Here is a 16,407-nt window from a genome sequence, read left to right as displayed (position 1 = left end):
TGAAAATTATACATTGGTTTCCGCAGACGCGTTGCCGGATACTGCGCGCTATCTTCTTCCCGTGATGAAAAAATCATGAACCAACAAAACGCCCATCCGGGCCTCAGCCCGGCGCTGACCGTGCTGATTGCCATCGCCACCGGCCTGGCGGTCGCCAGCAACTACTACGCGCAACCGCTGCTGGAAACCATCGCCACCAGTTTCAACCTGTCGGTCAACCAGGCCGGCTTTATCGTCACCGCCGCGCAGCTCGGTTACGCCACCGGCCTGCTGCTGCTGGTGCCGCTCGGCGATATGTTCGAGCGCCGCGGGCTGATCGTTTTCATGACGCTGCTGGCCGCCGGGGGCATGCTGATCACCGCCACCTCCGCCACGCTGCCGATGATGATCCTCGGCACCGCGCTCACCGGGCTGTTCTCGGTAGTGGCGCAGATCCTGGTGCCGCTGGCCGCCACGCTGGCCCACCCGGAAAAGCGCGGCAAGACCGTCGGCATCATCATGAGCGGCCTGCTGCTCGGCATCCTGCTGGCGCGCACCGTCGCGGGCGCACTGGCGTCGTTCGGCGGCTGGCGCACCATCTACTGGGTCGCCAGCGTGCTGATGATCCTGATGGCGTTGATCCTGTGGCGCGCGCTGCCGCGCTATAAGCAACACTCCGGGCTGAACTACCCGCAGCTGCTGGCCTCGATCTTCAGCCTGTTCTGCCGCACGCCGCTGCTGCGCACCCGCGCCATCCTCGGCGCCCTGTCGTTCGCCAACTTCAGCGTGCTCTGGACCTCAATGGCCTTTCTGCTCGCCGCGCCGCCGTTCAACTATTCCGAGGGGGTGATTGGGCTGTTCGGCCTGGTGGGCGCCGCCGGGGCGCTGGCCGCTTCGCGCGCCGGGCATCTGGCGGACAAAGGCAAGGCCGGGCTGACCACCACCGTCGGCCTGGTGTTGCTGCTGCTGTCCTGGATCCCTATCGCGTTCGCCAAACAATCGCTGTGGGCGCTGATCGCCGGCATCCTGATCCTCGATCTGGCGGTGCAGGCGGTACACGTCACCAACCAGAGCGTGATGTACCGCATCATGCCGGACGCGCGCAACCGCCTGACCGCCGGCTACATGACCAGCTACTTTATCGGCGGCGCGCTCGGTTCGCTGCTCTCCGCCTCGGCCTATCAACATGCAGGCTGGTACGGCGTGGCTGCCGCCGGCGGGGTGTTATGCCTGCTCAACCTGCTGACCTGGTGGCTCGGCAAGCACCACGATCCGCAGGGGCCGGCGACAATCTGATTATCGTGCAAATAGTCACTAAAGAAATTTATTAGCGGTGCAGGGTATAAACATTACTTACTCTCTGGTAATGTTCTGGGCATAAACTATTGAAGTCCTATCTACCCTGCGATCCACAACCATGCAAAGCCAAGCTGCAGACAGCCTCAATCCGCCCGCCGTCAGCGCCACCTTCGCCAACGGCGTCGTCGACAGTTTGCCGATCGTCATCGGGTATGTCCCGGTGGCGTTCGCCTTCGGCCTCAGCGCCGTCAAACTGGGTTTTTCCCCGCTGGAAAGCATTTTCTTCTCCTGCATCATCTACGCCGGCGCCAGCCAGTTCGTGATCACCGCCCTGCTGAGCGCCGGGATGTCGCTGTGGGTCTCCGCATTGACGGTGATGGCGATGGACGTGCGCCACCTGCTGTACGGCCCGGCGCTGCGTCACCGCATCGTCTCGCGCATGTCGCCCGGCAAAACGGCGATATGGGCCTTTGGCCTGACCGATGAGGTCTTCGCCGCCGCCACCGCCAGGCTGATGCGCAATAACCGCAGCTGGAGCGAAAACTGGATGCTGGGCATCGCGCTCTGTTCCTGGCTCTCCTGGGTGGCCGGCACCGCGCTCGGCGCGCTGTTCGGCAACGGCCCGCTGGAGCAGTTCCCGGTGATCGAGGCCTCGCTGGCCTTCATGCTGCCGGCGCTGTTTCTCAGCTTCCTGCTGGCCGCCTTCCGCCGCCCGCAGAGCCTGACCATCGCCGCCGCGCTGGCCGGCGCGCTGCTCGGCGTGGTGCTGTTCTCCATTCCGGTCGCCATTTTGGCCGGCATCGGCGCCGGCTGCATTGCCGCCCTGTTCCAGCCAGCCCCTGCGGAGGCCAGCCATGAACATTGATGTGCTGGTGATTGGCCTGGTGGTGGGCTGCGCCAATTACCTGTTCCGTTATCTGCCGCTGCGGCTGGCGCCGGCGCGCGCCCAGCCCGGCCTCAAACGCGGTAAAGCCGCCCTGTTGCTCGACAGCATCGGCATCGCCTCGATCTGCGCCCTGCTGGTGGTCTCCAGCACGCCGGTGGTGATGCGCGAACCGGACAAGCTGCTGCCGACGTTGGTGGGGTTCGCCGCGCTGGCACTGTGCTTCTACCGCAGCAAAAGCATCATTCTGTCGACGCTGCTCGGCGCAACGGCCTTTGGCGTCACATTAAAACTGTTAATGCTTTTCGGTGCAGGCTGACGCCGCTCCCGATCGTTTGGCTTCACACTGGCGTTTTCAGGCGCCACATCTTTACAAACACTGACAAATGACACGAATTGCTAAATTATCCGCACGGCTGAACATTTACATTATTTGTCACCGTCGTTACTATCTCGAACGAAATTAATGAGGCCCTAAATTATGGAAAGCTCGTTTGCCCCCATAGAACAAATGCTGAATTTCCGCGCCACGCGGCAGAAAGATTTCCCTTATCAGGAAATCCTGCTGACCCGCCTGTGCATGCACATGCAAGGCAAGCTGCTGGAAAACCGCAATAAGATGCTGAAAGCGCAGGGGATTAACGAAACACTGTTTATGGCGCTGATTACCCTGGATGCGCAGGAAAGCCACAGCATCCAACCTTCTGAGCTAAGCTCTGCCCTGGGCTCCTCGCGCACCAATGCGACCCGCATCGCCGACGAGCTGGAGAAGCGCGGCTGGATCGAGCGCCGGGAAAGCGACAACGATCGCCGCTGCCTGCATCTGCATCTGACGCCGCAGGGGGAAGAATTTCTCAGTCAACTGCTGCCGCCGCAGCACCAATGTCTGCATTTCCTGTGGTCCACGCTGACCGACGATGAGCAAAAACAGCTGGAACAGCTGACGCGCAAATTGCTGGCACGTCTGGATCAAATGGAAATCACAGAACAGTTACCCTAATTCACAATTTCTGTTCAGGTACCTACTTATGCGATCCCCATTTCACTGGAGATTCACCCCGCTGTTCGCCGTGTTGCTGCTGGCCGGGTGTGCTTCGACCGATAATATTGCCCCGCAATCCACGCTGATGGATCCGCAGAGCCTGCAGTTGGCTCAGCCGAAAGTCAGTTCGCTGGCCGTCAGCCCGCAGTGGTGGCGCGCCCTCAAGGATCCGCAGCTGGACGCCCTGATGACGCAGACGCTGCAAAGTTCGCCGACCCTGCGTCAGGCCGCCGCCCGCGTGCGCGAAGCGCAGAGCGTGGTAGGCGAAGCCAGCGCCGCCAACGGGCCGAACCTGGATCTGAACGCCAGCACCCAGCGCCAGCGCGTGCCGCAGAACGTCAATATGGGGCTGGGGTATCCGCATAAGCCGATCTATTCAAGCTCCAACTCGCTGGGGTTGAACCTGGCGTACGAGTTCGACTGGTGGGGCAAATACCGCAACCAGGTGAACGCCGCCAAGGCGCAAGTGAACGCAGCGCGCGCCGAGCAGGAACAGGCGGCGTTGACGCTGACCAGCTCGGTGGCGTCCGCCTACTACCAGCTGCAGAGCAATCTCGCGCTCGAGAAGCTGCTGCAGCAGGAAGTGAACAACAACGAGCGCCTGACCGCGCTGCGCCAACAGCGCTATCAGGCCGGCCTGACCGGCGTCGATGTGCCGCAACAAACCCAGGCGCAGTCCGACGTCGCCAAGCAGCAGATCTTGCAGCTGCAGTCGCAAATCGAACAGCTCAGACACCAGCTCGCCGCGCTGGCGGGCCAGGGGCCGAACGCCATGCAGCACCTGCGTCAGGTGCCGCTGCCTGCAGACAACCTGATGGCGCCGCAGGGCGAACTGACGGCGGATCTGCTGGGCAAACGCCCGGACATCGCCGCGCAACGCCAGCTGGTGGAGTCTTACAGCCAGCGCGTCAGCGCCGCGCGTAAAGAGTTTTACCCCAGCCTGACCATTTCAGCCTTCGCCGGCCTGATGACCACCAATACCAGTGGCACCAGCCCGAATCTGTTTGAAGCGGCCAGCCAGGCCTGGAACGTGATGCCGGCGATCTCGCTGCCGATCTTCCACGCCGGGGCCCTGCGCAGCAAGCTGGGCGAGGAATCCGCGCTGTATGACGAAGCGGTGGAATCCTACAACCAAACCATCCTGAATGCGGTACAGGAAACCGCCGACGCCATCACCATCCAGCAGAGTTCTGCGCAGCAGCAACTGCAGGCGGCGTCCGCGGCCCAGTCGATGCAACAGGTGTATCAGGTCGCCAACGCCCGTTACCAGGCAGGGATTATCGGGCGCGACGATCTGTTGACCAGCCAGACGCAGCTATTGCAGCAGCAACAGGCGGAGTTGAATGCCAGCAGCAATTTACTGCAGGCGAAGATAGGACTGATCCGCGCGTTGGGCGGTGGCTATCAGGCCCCGGCCGCAGCGGATTCGAAAGCATAATAATATAAGGCTTGGAGAACACCATGAGCGCAAGCGCGGAAACCCAAAACCCGCAGCAGCCGAGCGGCAAAAAGAAGCAGCGCAAATTTTGGCTGCTGTTGCTGACGGTTATTTTCATTGTTATAGGGGTGGCTTATTTAGTGTATTGGTTCCTGGTGCTGCGTCATCACCAGGAAACCGACGACGCCTACGTCTCCGGCAACCAGGTGCAGATCATGGCCCAGGTGTCCGGCAGCGTGAACAGCGTCAACTTCGACAACACCGACTACGTCAAGCAGGGCGACGTGCTGCTGACGCTCGATCCGACCGATGCCGAGCAGGCGTTTGAACGCGCCAAAACCGGCCTGGCCAACAGCGTGCGTCAGACCCACCAGCTGATCATCAACAGCAAGCAGTATCAGGCCAACATAGCCCTGCGCAAGACCGATCTGAGCAAGGCCGAGAACGATCTGAAACGCCGCGTGGTGCTGGGCAGCGTTGACGCCATCGGCCGCGAAGAGCTGCAACACGCTCGCGATGCGGTCGACAGCGCCAAAGCCGCGCTGGAAGTGGCGGTGCAGCAATACAACGCCAACCAGGCGATGGTGCTGAACACCCCGCTGGAACAGCAGCCGGCGATCCAGCAAGCCGCCGCGCAGATGCGCGACGCCTGGCTGGCGCTGCAGCGTACCAAGGTGATCAGCCCGATTACCGGCTATGTCTCGCGCCGCAGCGTGCAGGTCGGCGCGCAGATCGCCGCCGGTTCGCCGCTGATGGCGGTGGTGCCGGCCGATCACATCTGGGTTGACGCCAACTTCAAGGAAACGCAGATCGCCAATATGCGCATCGGCCAGCCGGCGACGGTGGTCAGCGACGTCTACGGCGACGACGTGGTGTATCAGGGCAAAGTGGCCGGTATCGACATGGGCACCGGCAGCGCCTTCTCGCTGCTGCCGGCGCAAAACGCCACCGGCAACTGGATCAAGGTGGTGCAACGCCTGCCGGTGCGTATTGAGCTCGACGCCAAGCAGGTGGCCGACCATCCGCTGCGCATCGGTCTTTCGACGCTGGTGACCGTCGACACCGCCAATTTGGACGGCCGCGTGCTGGCCGACGTGGTGCGCGACAAACCGCTGTATCAGAGCGACGCGCTGGCGTTGAATCTGGCGCCGGTTAACCAGCTGATCGCCGACGTGATCCATGCGAACGCCGGCTAAGCGCGCGGGAGGCCATCTTGCCACAGAAACCGCTTGAAGGTGCCCAGCTTGCCTGGATGACGGTCGCGCTCGCCATGGCGACCTTCATGCAGGTGCTGGACTCCACCATCGCCAACGTGGCGATCCCCACCATTTCCGGTAACCTCGGGTCTTCCAACTCGCAGGGTACCTGGGTGATCACCTCGTTCGGCGTGGCGAACGCCATCTCGATTCCGATCACCGGCTGGCTGGCGAAGCGTTTCGGCGAAGTGCGGCTGTTCCTTTGGTCCACCGCGCTGTTCGCCATCGCCTCCTGGCTGTGCGGCATTTCCAACAGCCTTGGCATGCTGATTTTCTTCCGCGTGATCCAGGGCGTGGTGGCCGGGCCGCTGATCCCGCTGTCGCAGAGTTTGTTGTTGAACAACTACCCGCCCGCCAAGCGAGCGATGGCCCTGGCGCTTTGGTCGATGACCGTTATCGTCGCGCCAATCTTCGGGCCGATCCTCGGCGGCTACATCAGCGACAACTACCATTGGGGCTGGATCTTCTTCATCAACATCCCGATCGGCGTCTTCGTGATCGTGGCGGCGATGGCGACGTTGAAGGGGCGGGAAACCAAAACCGAGATCAAACCGATCGACACCGTCGGCCTGGTATTGCTGATCGTCGGCATCGGTTCTCTGCAGATCATGCTCGATCAGGGCAAGGAGCTGGACTGGTTCAACTCGACTGAGATCATCACGCTCACCGTCGTGGCGGTGGTGGCGCTGCTGTTCCTGGTGGTGTGGGAGCTGACGGACGACCATCCGGTGGTGGATCTGTCGCTGTTCAAGTCGCGCAACTTCACCATCGGCTGCCTGTGCATCAGTCTGGCGTACATGCTGTACTTCGGCGCCATCGTGCTGCTGCCGCAGCTGTTGCAAGAGGTGTACGGCTATACCGCCACCTGGGCGGGGCTGGCGTCGGCGCCGGTCGGGCTGATCCCAGTGTTGCTGTCGCCGATCATCGGCAAGTTCGGCAACCGGCTCGACATGCGCCGGCTGGTGACCTTCAGCTTCATCATGTATGCCGTGTGCTTCTACTGGCGCGCCTATACGTTTGAACCGGGCATGGACTTCGGCGCATCCGCCTGGCCACAGTTCGTTCAGGGCTTCGCCATCGCCTGCTTCTTCATGCCGTTGACCACCATCACGCTGTCCGGCCTGCCGCCGGAACGCATGGCGGCGGCATCGAGCCTGTCGAACTTCACGCGAACGCTGGCGGGCTCGATCGGTACCTCGATCACCACCACCCTGTGGACGCAGCGCGAATCGCAGCACCATTCGCAACTGACGGAGTTCGTCAACCCGTACAACCCGCAGTCGCAGGAGATGTACCGGCAACTGGAGCAGCTCGGCATGAGCAAGCAGCAGGCGTCGGCGTATATCGCCAACGAGATCACCGCGCAGGGCCTGATCATCTCCGCCAACGAGATATTCTGGCTGTCGGCCGGGGTGTTCCTGGTGTTGCTGGTGCTGGTGTGGGTGGCGAAACCGCCATTCAGCTCCGGCGGCGGCGGGGGCGGCGGCGCTCACTAAGCCTCAATAAACGAAACGGGCGCCCTGGGGCGCCCGTTTTTTTATCCGACGTAGAAAATTACGCCTGATTCTGACGCCACCAGTCCGCCAGCAAAATGCCGGTCGCCACGGAAACGTTCAGGCTTTCCACCTTGCCGGTGCCGCCGATGGACACGTTCATATCGCCCTGCTGCCAGGCGCTGTCGCTCAGACCGTCGCGTTCCTGGCCCAGCACCAGCACCATCTTGGCCGGCAGCTTGGCCTGCGCCAGCGCGGTGCCTTTGTGGCTGGAGGTGGTGACGATGGTGTAACCCGCCTTGCGGAAGGTATCCAGCACAGACAGGAAATCATCGGCGTTGATCGCCTTGATGTGCTCCGCGCCGCCTTCTGCGGTGCGCACCGCCGCGCCGGATTCCAGCAGCGCCGGATCCTGCAGCAGCACGCCGTTGACGCCGAAGTGGGCGCAAGAACGAACGATGGCGCCCAGGTTATGCGGGTTGCCCACTTCTTCCAGCGCCAATACGCAGTCGGTCGCCGGCGCGCTTTTCAGGTAGGTCTGCGCATCCAGGCCCTGACGCTTTTTGATCAGGAAGCAGACGCCGCCGTGGTGCTCGGTGCCGGAAGCCTTGGCCAGTTCTTCTTCATCCACCACGTGGTAAGCTTTGCGGTTAGCCGCCATCCAGCGCAGCGCTTCGCGGAAGCGCGGGGTGACCGACTGCACGAACCAGGCGCGCACGATCGCTTCCGGACGGCTGGCGAACAGCGCCTGACAGGCGTTTTCACCGTAAACGCGGGTTTCTTCCGCGCGCTGGCGGCGCAGCTGCTCAGGATCGATAAAGCTTTTGCCGCTGATGCCGCCATGATCGAACGCCGGCTCTTCATTCGGCGCGCGCGAGACGGTTCTCCACGGCGACTCATTGCCACCGCGATCTTCAGAGCGCGCCGGACGGCGAGGACGATCGCTTTCACTGCGGCGGGAGTCGGCGCCGCGGCGATCGTTGCCGCCGCGCGCCTTGTCTTGACCGGTGCGGCCCGATCGCGCACCGTCAGCCGGACGGCCTTTGCCGGCCGGACGTTTATTCTTGTTACGGTCGTCGCCGTTGTCGTCGTCACTGCGGACGTACATCACTTTGACTTTACCGTTCTTGCCACTAAATGAATCGTTCATTGTCTTCTCCACCAACGCGCAGGGCGCGAAGATTACCTGATGTTGGTGCACGAAGCCACCAACTTGCGCTAAAAGCTCCCAACTATCACATCCATTGAACAAACCTCATTGTTCACGCGCCGGGTTTTGCCGATAATTGTCAGCATTAAAGAAACATCTCCGCAACCGCGTTGCGGGGACCATGCTTTCTCTGTACCCGAGGTCAACATGAATACAGTTTGTGCAGCTTGCAATGCCACCAACCGCGTGCCGGAAGAACGTCTGGCGGACAATGCGAAATGCGGCCGCTGCGGCCATGAGCTCTTCGACGGTGAAGTGATCAACGCCACCGCCGCCACGCTGGACCAGTTGCTGCAGGACGATCTGCCGGTCGTGGTCGATTTCTGGGCGCCGTGGTGCGGCCCGTGCCGCAGCTTTGCACCGATCTTTGAAGACGTGGCCGAAGAGCGCGCCGGCAAAGTGCGCTTCGTGAAAGTGAACACCGAAGCCGAGCCGGAGCTGAGCGCCCGTTTCCGCATCCGCAGCATCCCGACCATCATGGTGTTCCGTCAGGGCAAGATGGTCGACATGCTCAACGGCGCGATGCCGAAAGCGCCGTTTGACAACTGGCTCAACGAGTTAGTGTGATTCGGCAAGTATAGGCCGTATCCCGCCATTGCGCGCGAACGCGCCCCGATCGAGCCCGCCCCTCCCGGCGGGCTTTTTTCTGCGTTACAATAGCGGTTTTTCCCCAGGATCGTTATGACCGACAACGCCGTACTTCGCCTGCGCCAATTCCGTTTAGACCGCGCCACCCGCCCTTTTTTGGCGCGCGGTTGCCGGGTGGCGCGTTGTCAGGGTTGCCTGCTGCCGCATAAAAACTGCCTGTGCGACACCATTCGCCCACAGCAGGCCGGCAGCCGTTTCTGCCTGATCATGTTCGGCGCCGAGCCGCTCAAGCCCAGCAACACCGGCCGCCTGATCGCCGATATCCTGCCGGACACCCAGGCGTTCCTCTGGTCGCGCACCGAGGTCGATCCCGCCCTGCTGACGGCCATCAACGATCCGACACGGCAGCCTTATGTGGTGTTCCCCGCCTCTTACGCCGACGCCGAACGGCCGGTGTTCAGCGCGCTGCCCGTCGGCGGCAAACCGCCGCTGTTCATCATGCTGGACGGTACCTGGGCGGAGGCGCGCAAAATGTTCCGTAAAAGCCCGTATCTCAATCAATTCCCGGTGTTTTCCCTCAACGTCGACGCCGCATCGGACTACCAGCTGCGCGAAGCCAGCCGCGCCGAGCAACACTGCACGGCAGAAGTCGCCGCCGCCCTGCTGCAACAGGCGGGCGATCTGCCGGCCGCCGAAGGGTTGAATCAGCATTTTCGCTATTTCCGTCAACAGTATCTGGCGGGAAAACCGACCCGGCCGGAGGCACCGGTCACAGCAATGCAGCCATAAAGCGCCTAAAATCAGGCATAACGTTGCCAAAAGGAGCCGTGCATGAGCCAGCGAGGGTTAGAAGCGCTACTACGTCCCAAATCGATCGCCGTGCTGGGCGCTTCGCAGCAGCCGGGCCGCGCCGGCAACCTGATGATGAGCAACCTGCTGGCCGGCGGTTTCGGCGGCCCCATCCTGCCGGTGACGCCGCGCTACAAGGCGGTATGCGGCGTCATGGCCTATCCCGACGTCGCCAGCCTGCCGCTGACGCCGGATCTGGCGATCATCTGCACCCACGCCAAGCGTAATCTGGCGCTGCTCGACGCGCTGGGGCAGCGCGGCTGTAAAACCGCCATCGTGCTCTCTTCACCACCGGAACAGTTCGCCGAGCTGAAAGCCTGCGCGCAGCGCTACGCCATGCGGCTGCTGGGCCCCAACAGCCTGGGATTGCTGGCACCGTGGCAGGGCATTAACGCCAGCTTCTCGCCGGTGCCGATCCAAAAAGGCAAGCTGGCGTTTATCTCGCAGTCCGCCGCCGTCGCCAACACCATTCTCGACTGGGCGCAGCAGCGCGAAGTCGGCTTCTCTTACTTCATCGCGCTGGGCGACAGCCTGGATATCGACGTCGACGACCTGCTCGACTTTTTGGCGCGCGACAGCAAGACCAGCGCCATCCTGCTGTATCTGGAAAACATCAGCGACGCACGGCGCTTTCTCTCTGCCTCGCGCAGCGCCTCACGCAATAAGCCCATTCTGGTGATCAAAAGCGGCCGCAGCCAACAGGCGCAATTACTGCTCAACAGCCAGCAAGGGCTGGACGCCGCTTACGACGCCGCCATCCAGCGCGCCGGCCTGCTGCGCGTGCAGGATACCCATGAGCTGTTCTCGGCGGTGGAAACCCTCAGCCATATGCATCCGCTGCGCGGCGAACGGCTGATGATCGTCAGCAACGGGGCGGCGCCGGCGGCGATGGCGCTGGACGAGCTGCTCGGGCGCAACGGCAAGCTGGCGACACTGAGCGAGGAGAGCCTGGCGAAGCTGAGCGATGCGCTGCCGGATTTCATTCGCGCCGGCAACCCGCTCGATCTGCGCGACGACGCCACGCCGCAGCGCTACCTGGCGGCTCTTGAAGCGCTGCTCGACAGCCACGACTATGACGCGCTGCTGCTGATCCATGCACCGAGCGCGGCGGCGCCGGGCACCGCCACGGCGCAGCGGCTGATCGACGCGCTGCACCGCCATGCGCGCGGCAAACGCATCACCTTGCTGACCAACTGGTGCGGCGAATACTCTTCTCAAGAGGCGCGCCGGCTGTTTACCGAGGCCGCCATTCCCACCTATCGCACGCCGGAAGGCGCTGTGACCGCTTTTATGCATATGGTGGAATACCGCCGCAACCAGAAGCAGCTGAAGGAGACGCCGGCGCTGCCGGTCGGCCTGACCGCCAATACCGCCGACGCCCACCGCCTGATCCATCAGGCGCTGGCCGAAGGCGCCACCCAGCTGGATACCCACGAGGTGCAATCCATTCTGCAGGCTTATGACCTGAGCACCCTGCCGACCTGGATCGCCGAAGACAGCGCCGAAGCGGTACATATCGCCGAACAGATCGGCTACCCGGTAGCGCTGAAGCTGCGTTCGCCGGATATCCCGCACAAGTCGGAAGTTCAGGGCGTGATGCTCTACCTGCGCACCGCGACCGAAGTGCAGCGCGCGGCGGAGGCGATCCTCGACCGCGTGAAGCGTACCTATCCTCAGGCACGCATCCACGGCCTGTTGGTGCAGAGCATGGCCAACCGCGCCGGCGCCCAGGAGCTGCGCATCGCCGTGGAGCAGGATGCCATTTTCGGCCCGCTGATCATGCTGGGCGAAGGCGGCGTAGAGTGGCGCCAGGAAAATCAGGTCGCGGTCGCGCTGCCGCCGTTGAATATGGCGCTGGCGCGTTATCTGGTGCTGCAGGCGGTGAAAGGCGGCAAGATCCGCGGGCGCAGCGCGCTGCGGCCTTTAGATATCCCCGGGCTAAGCCGCTTGCTGGTGCAGGTCTCCAACCTGATCCTCGACTGCCCGGAGATCGCCCGGCTGGATATCCATCCGGTGCTGGCCTCCGGCAGCGAATTCACCTTACTGGACGTTTCGATGCAGCTCGCGCCGTTCAGCGGCGATCCGCAGGCGCGGCTGGCGATCCGCCCTTATCCGCATGAGCTGGAAGAGACCATCGCGCTGAAAGACGGCAGCCAGTGTCTGTTCCGCCCGATCCTGCCGGAAGACGAACCGGCGCTGAAGCATTTCATCGACCGGGTGACCAAGGAAGACCTCTATTATCGCTACTTCAGCGAGATCAATGAGTTTACCCATGACGATTTGGCCAACATGACGCAGATCGACTACGATCGAGAAATGGCCTTTGTGGCGGTGCGCGCAGAAGAGATCATCGGCGTGACCCGCGCGCTGTCCGATCCGGACAACACCGACGCCGAATTCGCCGTGCTGGTGCGTTCCGACCTGAAAGGCCTGGGCCTGGGCCGTCAGTTGCTGGAGAAAATGATCGCCTATGCGCGCGCCCATGGCCTGACCCGTCTGAGCGGCATCACCATGCCGAATAACCGCGGCATGATCGCACTGGCTCAGCGGCTGGGCTTTGGCATCGAGGTGCAGCTTGAGGACGGCATCGTCAATCTGACGCTGCCGCTGCGGGCCGCCGACGCGCAGTGACCTGCGTCGCAATGCGCTACGAATCCACCACTTAACGCCAAAACATACGCACAATCGGGGCAACTAATGGTATTATCGCCCGATTATTCGGTTTATTGTTTTTATGCCTGTGGCGTTCTGGCCATCAATCATGAGAGAAGAAACGCACTGTGATGTTGTCAAAATTTAAACGTAGCAAACATCAACAACACCTTGCACAACTGCCCAAACTCCCCCAGACGGTTGCTGATGTTCGTACGTTGTACGCGCCGTCCGATTTTCGCACCACGCTGCTGGACGCCATCGCCAACGCCACCCAACGCATCTATCTGGTGGCCCTGTATTTGGAGCATGACGACGCCGGGCGCGAGATCCTCAATGCGTTGTATCAAGCCAAACAGCGGCGGCCCGAGCTGGAAATCTGCGTACTGGTCGACTGGCACCGCGCACAGCGTGGACGCATCGGCGCCGCCGCCGCCAATACCAACGCCGACTGGTACTGCGCCATGGCCAGCCAACATCCGGAACAGTCGGTGCCGATCTACGGCGTGCCGGTCAATACCCGCGAAGCGCTGGGCGTATTGCATCTGAAGGGCTTTGTGGTCGACGATACCGCGATCTACAGCGGCGCCAGCATCAACGACGTTTATCTGCATCAACATGAGAAATACCGTTACGATCGCTACCAGCTGATCACCAATGAGGTGTTGGCCGATACCCTGATCGATTACATCAAGCAGCATCTGCTCACCGCCGGTGCCGTACAGCGCCTCGATCGCAGCGATCGGCCGAAAAGCCCGGAGATCAAAAACGAGACCCGCCTGTTCCGTTTCGCCCTGCGCCGCGCCGGTTACCACTTCCGCGGCAAGGCCGGCAACGATGAGCTGGCGGTGACGCCGCTGGTTGGGCTTGGCAAGCAAAGCGTGCTGAATAAAACCATTCATCACCTGATGTCGTGCGCCGACCAGAAACTGACGCTCTGTACCCCCTACTTCAACCTGCCGGCGCTGCTGGTGCGCAACATCATTTATCTGCTGCGCCAGGGTAAACAGGTGGAGATCATTGTCGGCGACAAGACCGCCAACGACTTCTATATTCCTGAAGACCAGCCGTTCAAAATCATCGGCGCGCTGCCCTACCTGTATGAGATCAACCTGCGCCGCTTCCTGAGCCGCTTGCAGCGTTACATCGACACCGGCCAACTGATCGTGCGGCTGTGGAAGGATGGCGATAACAGCTATCACCTGAAAGGCATGTGGGTAGACGAAGAGTGGCAGCTGATTACCGGCAATAACCTCAACCCGCGCGCCTGGCGGCTGGATCTGGAAAACGCCATTCTGATCCACGATCCCAAGCAAGAGATGCGCGAGCAGCGGCAGAAAGAGCTGGAGTGCATCCGCACCCACACCACCGTGGTCGGCCACTATCAGGAGCTGCAAAGCATTCAGCAGTACCCGATCAAGGTGCGTAAGCTGATTCGCCGTCTGCGCCGCATCCGCATCGATCGGCTGATTAGCCGTATCCTGTAAGCGGTACTCTGACCCCGGCCAAGGCCGGGGTTTTTATTACAGCTGTATCTCCTTGCCTTTGCGATGCAACCGAAGCGAAACCAGCAGCGCCAGCAGGCACATGCCGGAGACATACCAGAAGAAAGCGTTCTCCACGCCGAACGATTTTAGCGAGAGCGCGACATATTCCGCCGAGCCACCGAACAGGGCGTTCGCCACCGCATAAGACAAGCCCACCCCTAACGCGCGCACCTCCGGCGGGAACATCTCGGCTTTAAGCAGCCCGCTGATCGCGGTGTAAAAGCTGACAACGAACAACGCCAAGACGATCAGACCGAACGCCATAAAGGGGTTGGTCACCTCTTTCAAGGCAAACAGGATCGGCACCGTCAACACCGTGGCGAAGGCTGAGAAGATCAGCATCGAGCTGCGACGGCCGATTTTGTCCGAAAACGCGCCTACTGCAGGCTGCAGCAGCATAAAGACGAATAGCGCAACGGTCATGATGGCGCTGGCCAGCTTGGCGTCCATACCGGCGGTGTTCACCAGGTATTTCTGCATGTAGGTGGTGAAGGTGTAGAAGGTCAGTGAACCGGCAGCGGTAAAGCCCAGCACCATCAGGAACGCCTTGCGATTTTTCCACAATCCCGTCAGCGAACCGGCATCTTTGTGGTTACGCGTCTTCGCATCGGAGGTTTCATTCAGCGAGCGGCGCAGGTACAACGCGACTACCGCCAACACGGCCCCCAGGGCAAACGGAATACGCCATCCCCAGGCCTTCAGCTCTTCAGCGGGCAATATCTGCTGCAGGATCACCAAGACCAGCAGCGCCAGCAGTTGCCCGCCGATCAGCGTGACATACTGAAACGAGGCGTAGAAGCCACGCCGACCCTTGATCGCCACCTCGCTCATGTAGGTGGCGCTGGTGCCATACTCGCCGCCCACCGACAACCCCTGAAACAATCGAGCGATCAGCAGCAGCGCCGGCGCCCAGCTGCCGATCGATTCATACGTCGGCAGGCAGGCGATCACCAGCGATCCGGCGCACATCATGCAGACTGAAAGCAGCATTGAGTTTTTTCTGCCATGCTTGTCGGCAATATAGCCGAACAGCCAGCCGCCGATCGGCCGCATAAAGAAGCCGGCGGCGAATACCCCGGCGGTTTGCAACAGCTGCGTGGTGCTGTTGCCCGCCGGAAAGAACGAGGCGGCAAAGTAAATGGAACAGAAGGAGTAAACGTAAAAATCAAACCACTCCACCAGATTGCCTGATGAAGCTCCGACGATAGCGAAAATGCGTTTCTTGTTATCCAGCGCCCCCTGTTCGACGCCGTGCTCATCCCCAAGAGCCGAGGTTGTTTCTGTCATGATATTTTCTCCGAGCCATAGCAATGATGAAATTCGGCTTCCTGCCGCCCTGGTTGTTACTTTATTGTTATTTATAAGTTAACAGCCAAACTTAATAGCGGACGAAGAATATCTGACATTCAGAGAAACAATGCGTTGGTTTTGTGATGAATATTAAACAGTACGATGAAAGCTGAAGCGGGTTACAACGGGGACTTTCCATTTTTCCCAAAGCAAAAAGCCCTGAACGTCAGTTCAGGGCTTTCGGCTTTGTTTGATGCCTGGCAGTGTCCTACAGTATTCGTCTCATCCTGAGACTCTCCCCTGCGGGGCCGCCGCACGCGGCGTTAAGGCCCGTTCCCGACGGGCCTTTCGCATGCCCATGCTCGGGCAGAACACCAGATAACAGACAAAACAAAAAGCCCCATGCTTTCGCATGAGGCTTGTTGTTTTATTTGATGCCTGGCAGTGTCCTACTCTCGCATGGGGAGACCCCACACTACCATCGGCGCTACGGCGTTTCACTTCTGAGTTCGGCATGGGGTCAGGTGGGACCACCGCGCTATTGCCGCCAGGCAAATTCGTTTCATTCCAACCGCTTCACTTCCATGAAGCCATCAGAACCAATCTCGGAACTTCGCTGAAAATCTCTCTAAAAACACCTTCGGTGTTGTAAGGTTAAGCCTCACGGATCATTAGTACTGGTTAGCTCAATGCATCGCTGCACTTACACACCCAGCCTATCAACGTCTTAGTCTTAAACGTTCCTTCAGGGGCCTTGAAGGCCCAGGGAAGACTCATCTTGAGGCAAGTTTCGCGCTTAGATGCTTTCAGCGCTTATCTTTTCCGCACTTAGCTACCGGGCAATGCCATTGGCATGACAACCCGAACACCAGTGGTGCGTT

Annotated in this window: 13 protein-coding genes and 2 rRNA genes; 11 read left to right on the top strand and 4 right to left on the bottom strand. The window is 61.1% G+C overall.

The features are described from left to right. Window positions 1-75 precede the first annotated feature (75 nt). The 7 genes from ACJ8QF_RS07895 to emrB all read left to right on the top strand — a co-directional run bounded on the left by ACJ8QF_RS07895 (window position 76) and on the right by emrB (window position 7,393). Entirely contained in the window at window positions 76-1,275 is a 1,200-nt protein-coding gene (locus ACJ8QF_RS07895; RefSeq protein ID WP_044030616.1) for an MFS transporter, read from the top strand. Between the two features lie 121 nt (window positions 1,276-1,396). Next, complete coding sequence (locus ACJ8QF_RS07890) at window positions 1,397-2,143, top strand: AzlC family ABC transporter permease (protein WP_004928884.1); 747 nt, start codon at window positions 1,397-1,399, stop codon at window positions 2,141-2,143. Continuing rightward, a complete protein-coding gene (gene ygaH, locus ACJ8QF_RS07885; RefSeq protein ID WP_004928882.1) occupies window positions 2,133-2,480 on the top strand; it encodes an L-valine transporter subunit YgaH in 348 nt (115 codons plus the stop codon). The genes ACJ8QF_RS07890 and ygaH overlap by 11 nt, the downstream gene beginning before the upstream one ends. A gap of 162 nt (window positions 2,481-2,642) precedes the next feature. After that, complete coding sequence (mprA, locus tag ACJ8QF_RS07880) at window positions 2,643-3,161, top strand: transcriptional repressor MprA (RefSeq protein WP_004928879.1); 519 nt, start codon at window positions 2,643-2,645, stop codon at window positions 3,159-3,161. 28 nt (window positions 3,162-3,189) lie between these two features. Continuing rightward, the gene (locus ACJ8QF_RS07875) at window positions 3,190-4,641 is read left to right on the top strand and encodes an efflux transporter outer membrane subunit (protein WP_004928878.1); all 1,452 of its coding nucleotides are present in this window, start codon (window positions 3,190-3,192) and stop codon (window positions 4,639-4,641) included. Window positions 4,642-4,664: 23 nt separating this feature from the next. Next, the gene (emrA, locus tag ACJ8QF_RS07870) at window positions 4,665-5,837 is read left to right on the top strand and encodes a multidrug efflux MFS transporter periplasmic adaptor subunit EmrA (protein ID WP_015378875.1); all 1,173 of its coding nucleotides are present in this window, start codon (window positions 4,665-4,667) and stop codon (window positions 5,835-5,837) included. A 14-nt stretch (window positions 5,838-5,851) separates the two neighbouring features. Further along, the gene (gene emrB, locus ACJ8QF_RS07865; protein WP_161800767.1) at window positions 5,852-7,393 is read left to right on the top strand and encodes a multidrug efflux MFS transporter permease subunit EmrB; all 1,542 of its coding nucleotides are present in this window, start codon (window positions 5,852-5,854) and stop codon (window positions 7,391-7,393) included. A gap of 58 nt (window positions 7,394-7,451) precedes the next feature. On the opposite strand, the gene ACJ8QF_RS07860 is transcribed toward emrB, so the two are convergent. Continuing rightward, a complete protein-coding gene (locus ACJ8QF_RS07860; protein WP_015378876.1) occupies window positions 7,452-8,540 on the bottom strand; it encodes a tRNA/rRNA methyltransferase in 1,089 nt (362 codons plus the stop codon). Window positions 8,541-8,747: 207 nt separating this feature from the next. Here ACJ8QF_RS07860 and trxC point away from each other — a divergent pair, with 207 nt between their 5' ends. The 4 genes from trxC (at window position 8,748) to pssA (ending at window position 14,176) form a co-directional block, all read left to right on the top strand. Then, window positions 8,748-9,167 (top strand): thioredoxin TrxC, encoded by a 420-nt coding sequence (trxC, locus tag ACJ8QF_RS07855; protein WP_004928868.1) that lies wholly within the window; start codon window positions 8,748-8,750, stop codon window positions 9,165-9,167. Window positions 9,168-9,281: 114 nt separating this feature from the next. After that, the gene (locus ACJ8QF_RS07850; RefSeq protein ID WP_197753821.1) at window positions 9,282-9,977 is read left to right on the top strand and encodes a tRNA-uridine aminocarboxypropyltransferase; all 696 of its coding nucleotides are present in this window, start codon (window positions 9,282-9,284) and stop codon (window positions 9,975-9,977) included. A gap of 42 nt (window positions 9,978-10,019) precedes the next feature. Further along, window positions 10,020-12,668 (top strand): bifunctional acetate--CoA ligase family protein/GNAT family N-acetyltransferase, encoded by a 2,649-nt coding sequence (locus ACJ8QF_RS07845; RefSeq protein ID WP_442537428.1) that lies wholly within the window; start codon window positions 10,020-10,022, stop codon window positions 12,666-12,668. A gap of 152 nt (window positions 12,669-12,820) precedes the next feature. Continuing rightward, complete coding sequence (pssA, locus tag ACJ8QF_RS07840) at window positions 12,821-14,176, top strand: CDP-diacylglycerol--serine O-phosphatidyltransferase (protein WP_165491286.1); 1,356 nt, start codon at window positions 12,821-12,823, stop codon at window positions 14,174-14,176. A 36-nt stretch (window positions 14,177-14,212) separates the two neighbouring features. Here pssA and ACJ8QF_RS07835 read toward each other — a convergent pair whose 3' ends face one another. The 3 genes from ACJ8QF_RS07835 to ACJ8QF_RS07825 form a co-directional block, all read right to left on the bottom strand. Continuing rightward, on the bottom strand, window positions 14,213-15,523 hold the full coding sequence (locus tag ACJ8QF_RS07835) for an MFS family transporter (protein ID WP_033632262.1): 1,311 nt from the start codon (window positions 15,521-15,523) through the stop codon (window positions 14,213-14,215). Between the two features lie 439 nt (window positions 15,524-15,962). Beyond that, window positions 15,963-16,078 (bottom strand): 5S ribosomal RNA (gene rrf / locus ACJ8QF_RS07830). A gap of 98 nt (window positions 16,079-16,176) precedes the next feature. Beyond that, window positions 16,177-16,407 (bottom strand): 23S ribosomal RNA (locus ACJ8QF_RS07825); the annotation flags it as partial.

Origin of the sequence: Serratia sp. CY81684 (genome assembly GCF_052166595.1) — a bacterium.
GTDB lineage: Bacteria > Pseudomonadota > Gammaproteobacteria > Enterobacterales > Enterobacteriaceae > Serratia > Serratia nematodiphila.
Note: the sequence above shows the minus strand (reverse complement) of the source record. Positions and strands in the feature narration are given on the sequence as shown.

Excerpts from the sequence above, each read along its gene's own strand:
- ACJ8QF_RS07895 (WP_044030616.1), top strand. The coding sequence starts at position 76 with ATGAACCAACAAAACGCCCATCCGGGCCTCAGCCCGGCGCTGACCGTG.
- ACJ8QF_RS07890 (WP_004928884.1), top strand. The coding sequence starts at position 1,397 with ATGCAAAGCCAAGCTGCAGACAGCCTCAATCCGCCCGCCGTCAGCGCC.
- ygaH (WP_004928882.1), top strand. The coding sequence starts at position 2,133 with ATGAACATTGATGTGCTGGTGATTGGCCTGGTGGTGGGCTGCGCCAAT.
- mprA (WP_004928879.1), top strand. The coding sequence starts at position 2,643 with ATGGAAAGCTCGTTTGCCCCCATAGAACAAATGCTGAATTTCCGCGCC.
- ACJ8QF_RS07875 (WP_004928878.1), top strand. The coding sequence starts at position 3,190 with ATGCGATCCCCATTTCACTGGAGATTCACCCCGCTGTTCGCCGTGTTG.
- emrA (WP_015378875.1), top strand. The coding sequence starts at position 4,665 with ATGAGCGCAAGCGCGGAAACCCAAAACCCGCAGCAGCCGAGCGGCAAA.
- ACJ8QF_RS07860 (WP_015378876.1), bottom strand. The coding sequence starts at position 8,540 with ATGAACGATTCATTTAGTGGCAAGAACGGTAAAGTCAAAGTGATGTAC.
- trxC (WP_004928868.1), top strand. The coding sequence starts at position 8,748 with ATGAATACAGTTTGTGCAGCTTGCAATGCCACCAACCGCGTGCCGGAA.
- ACJ8QF_RS07850 (WP_197753821.1), top strand. The coding sequence starts at position 9,282 with ATGACCGACAACGCCGTACTTCGCCTGCGCCAATTCCGTTTAGACCGC.
- ACJ8QF_RS07845 (WP_442537428.1), top strand. The coding sequence starts at position 10,020 with ATGAGCCAGCGAGGGTTAGAAGCGCTACTACGTCCCAAATCGATCGCC.
- pssA (WP_165491286.1), top strand. The coding sequence starts at position 12,821 with ATGTTGTCAAAATTTAAACGTAGCAAACATCAACAACACCTTGCACAA.
- ACJ8QF_RS07835 (WP_033632262.1), bottom strand. The coding sequence starts at position 15,523 with ATGACAGAAACAACCTCGGCTCTTGGGGATGAGCACGGCGTCGAACAG.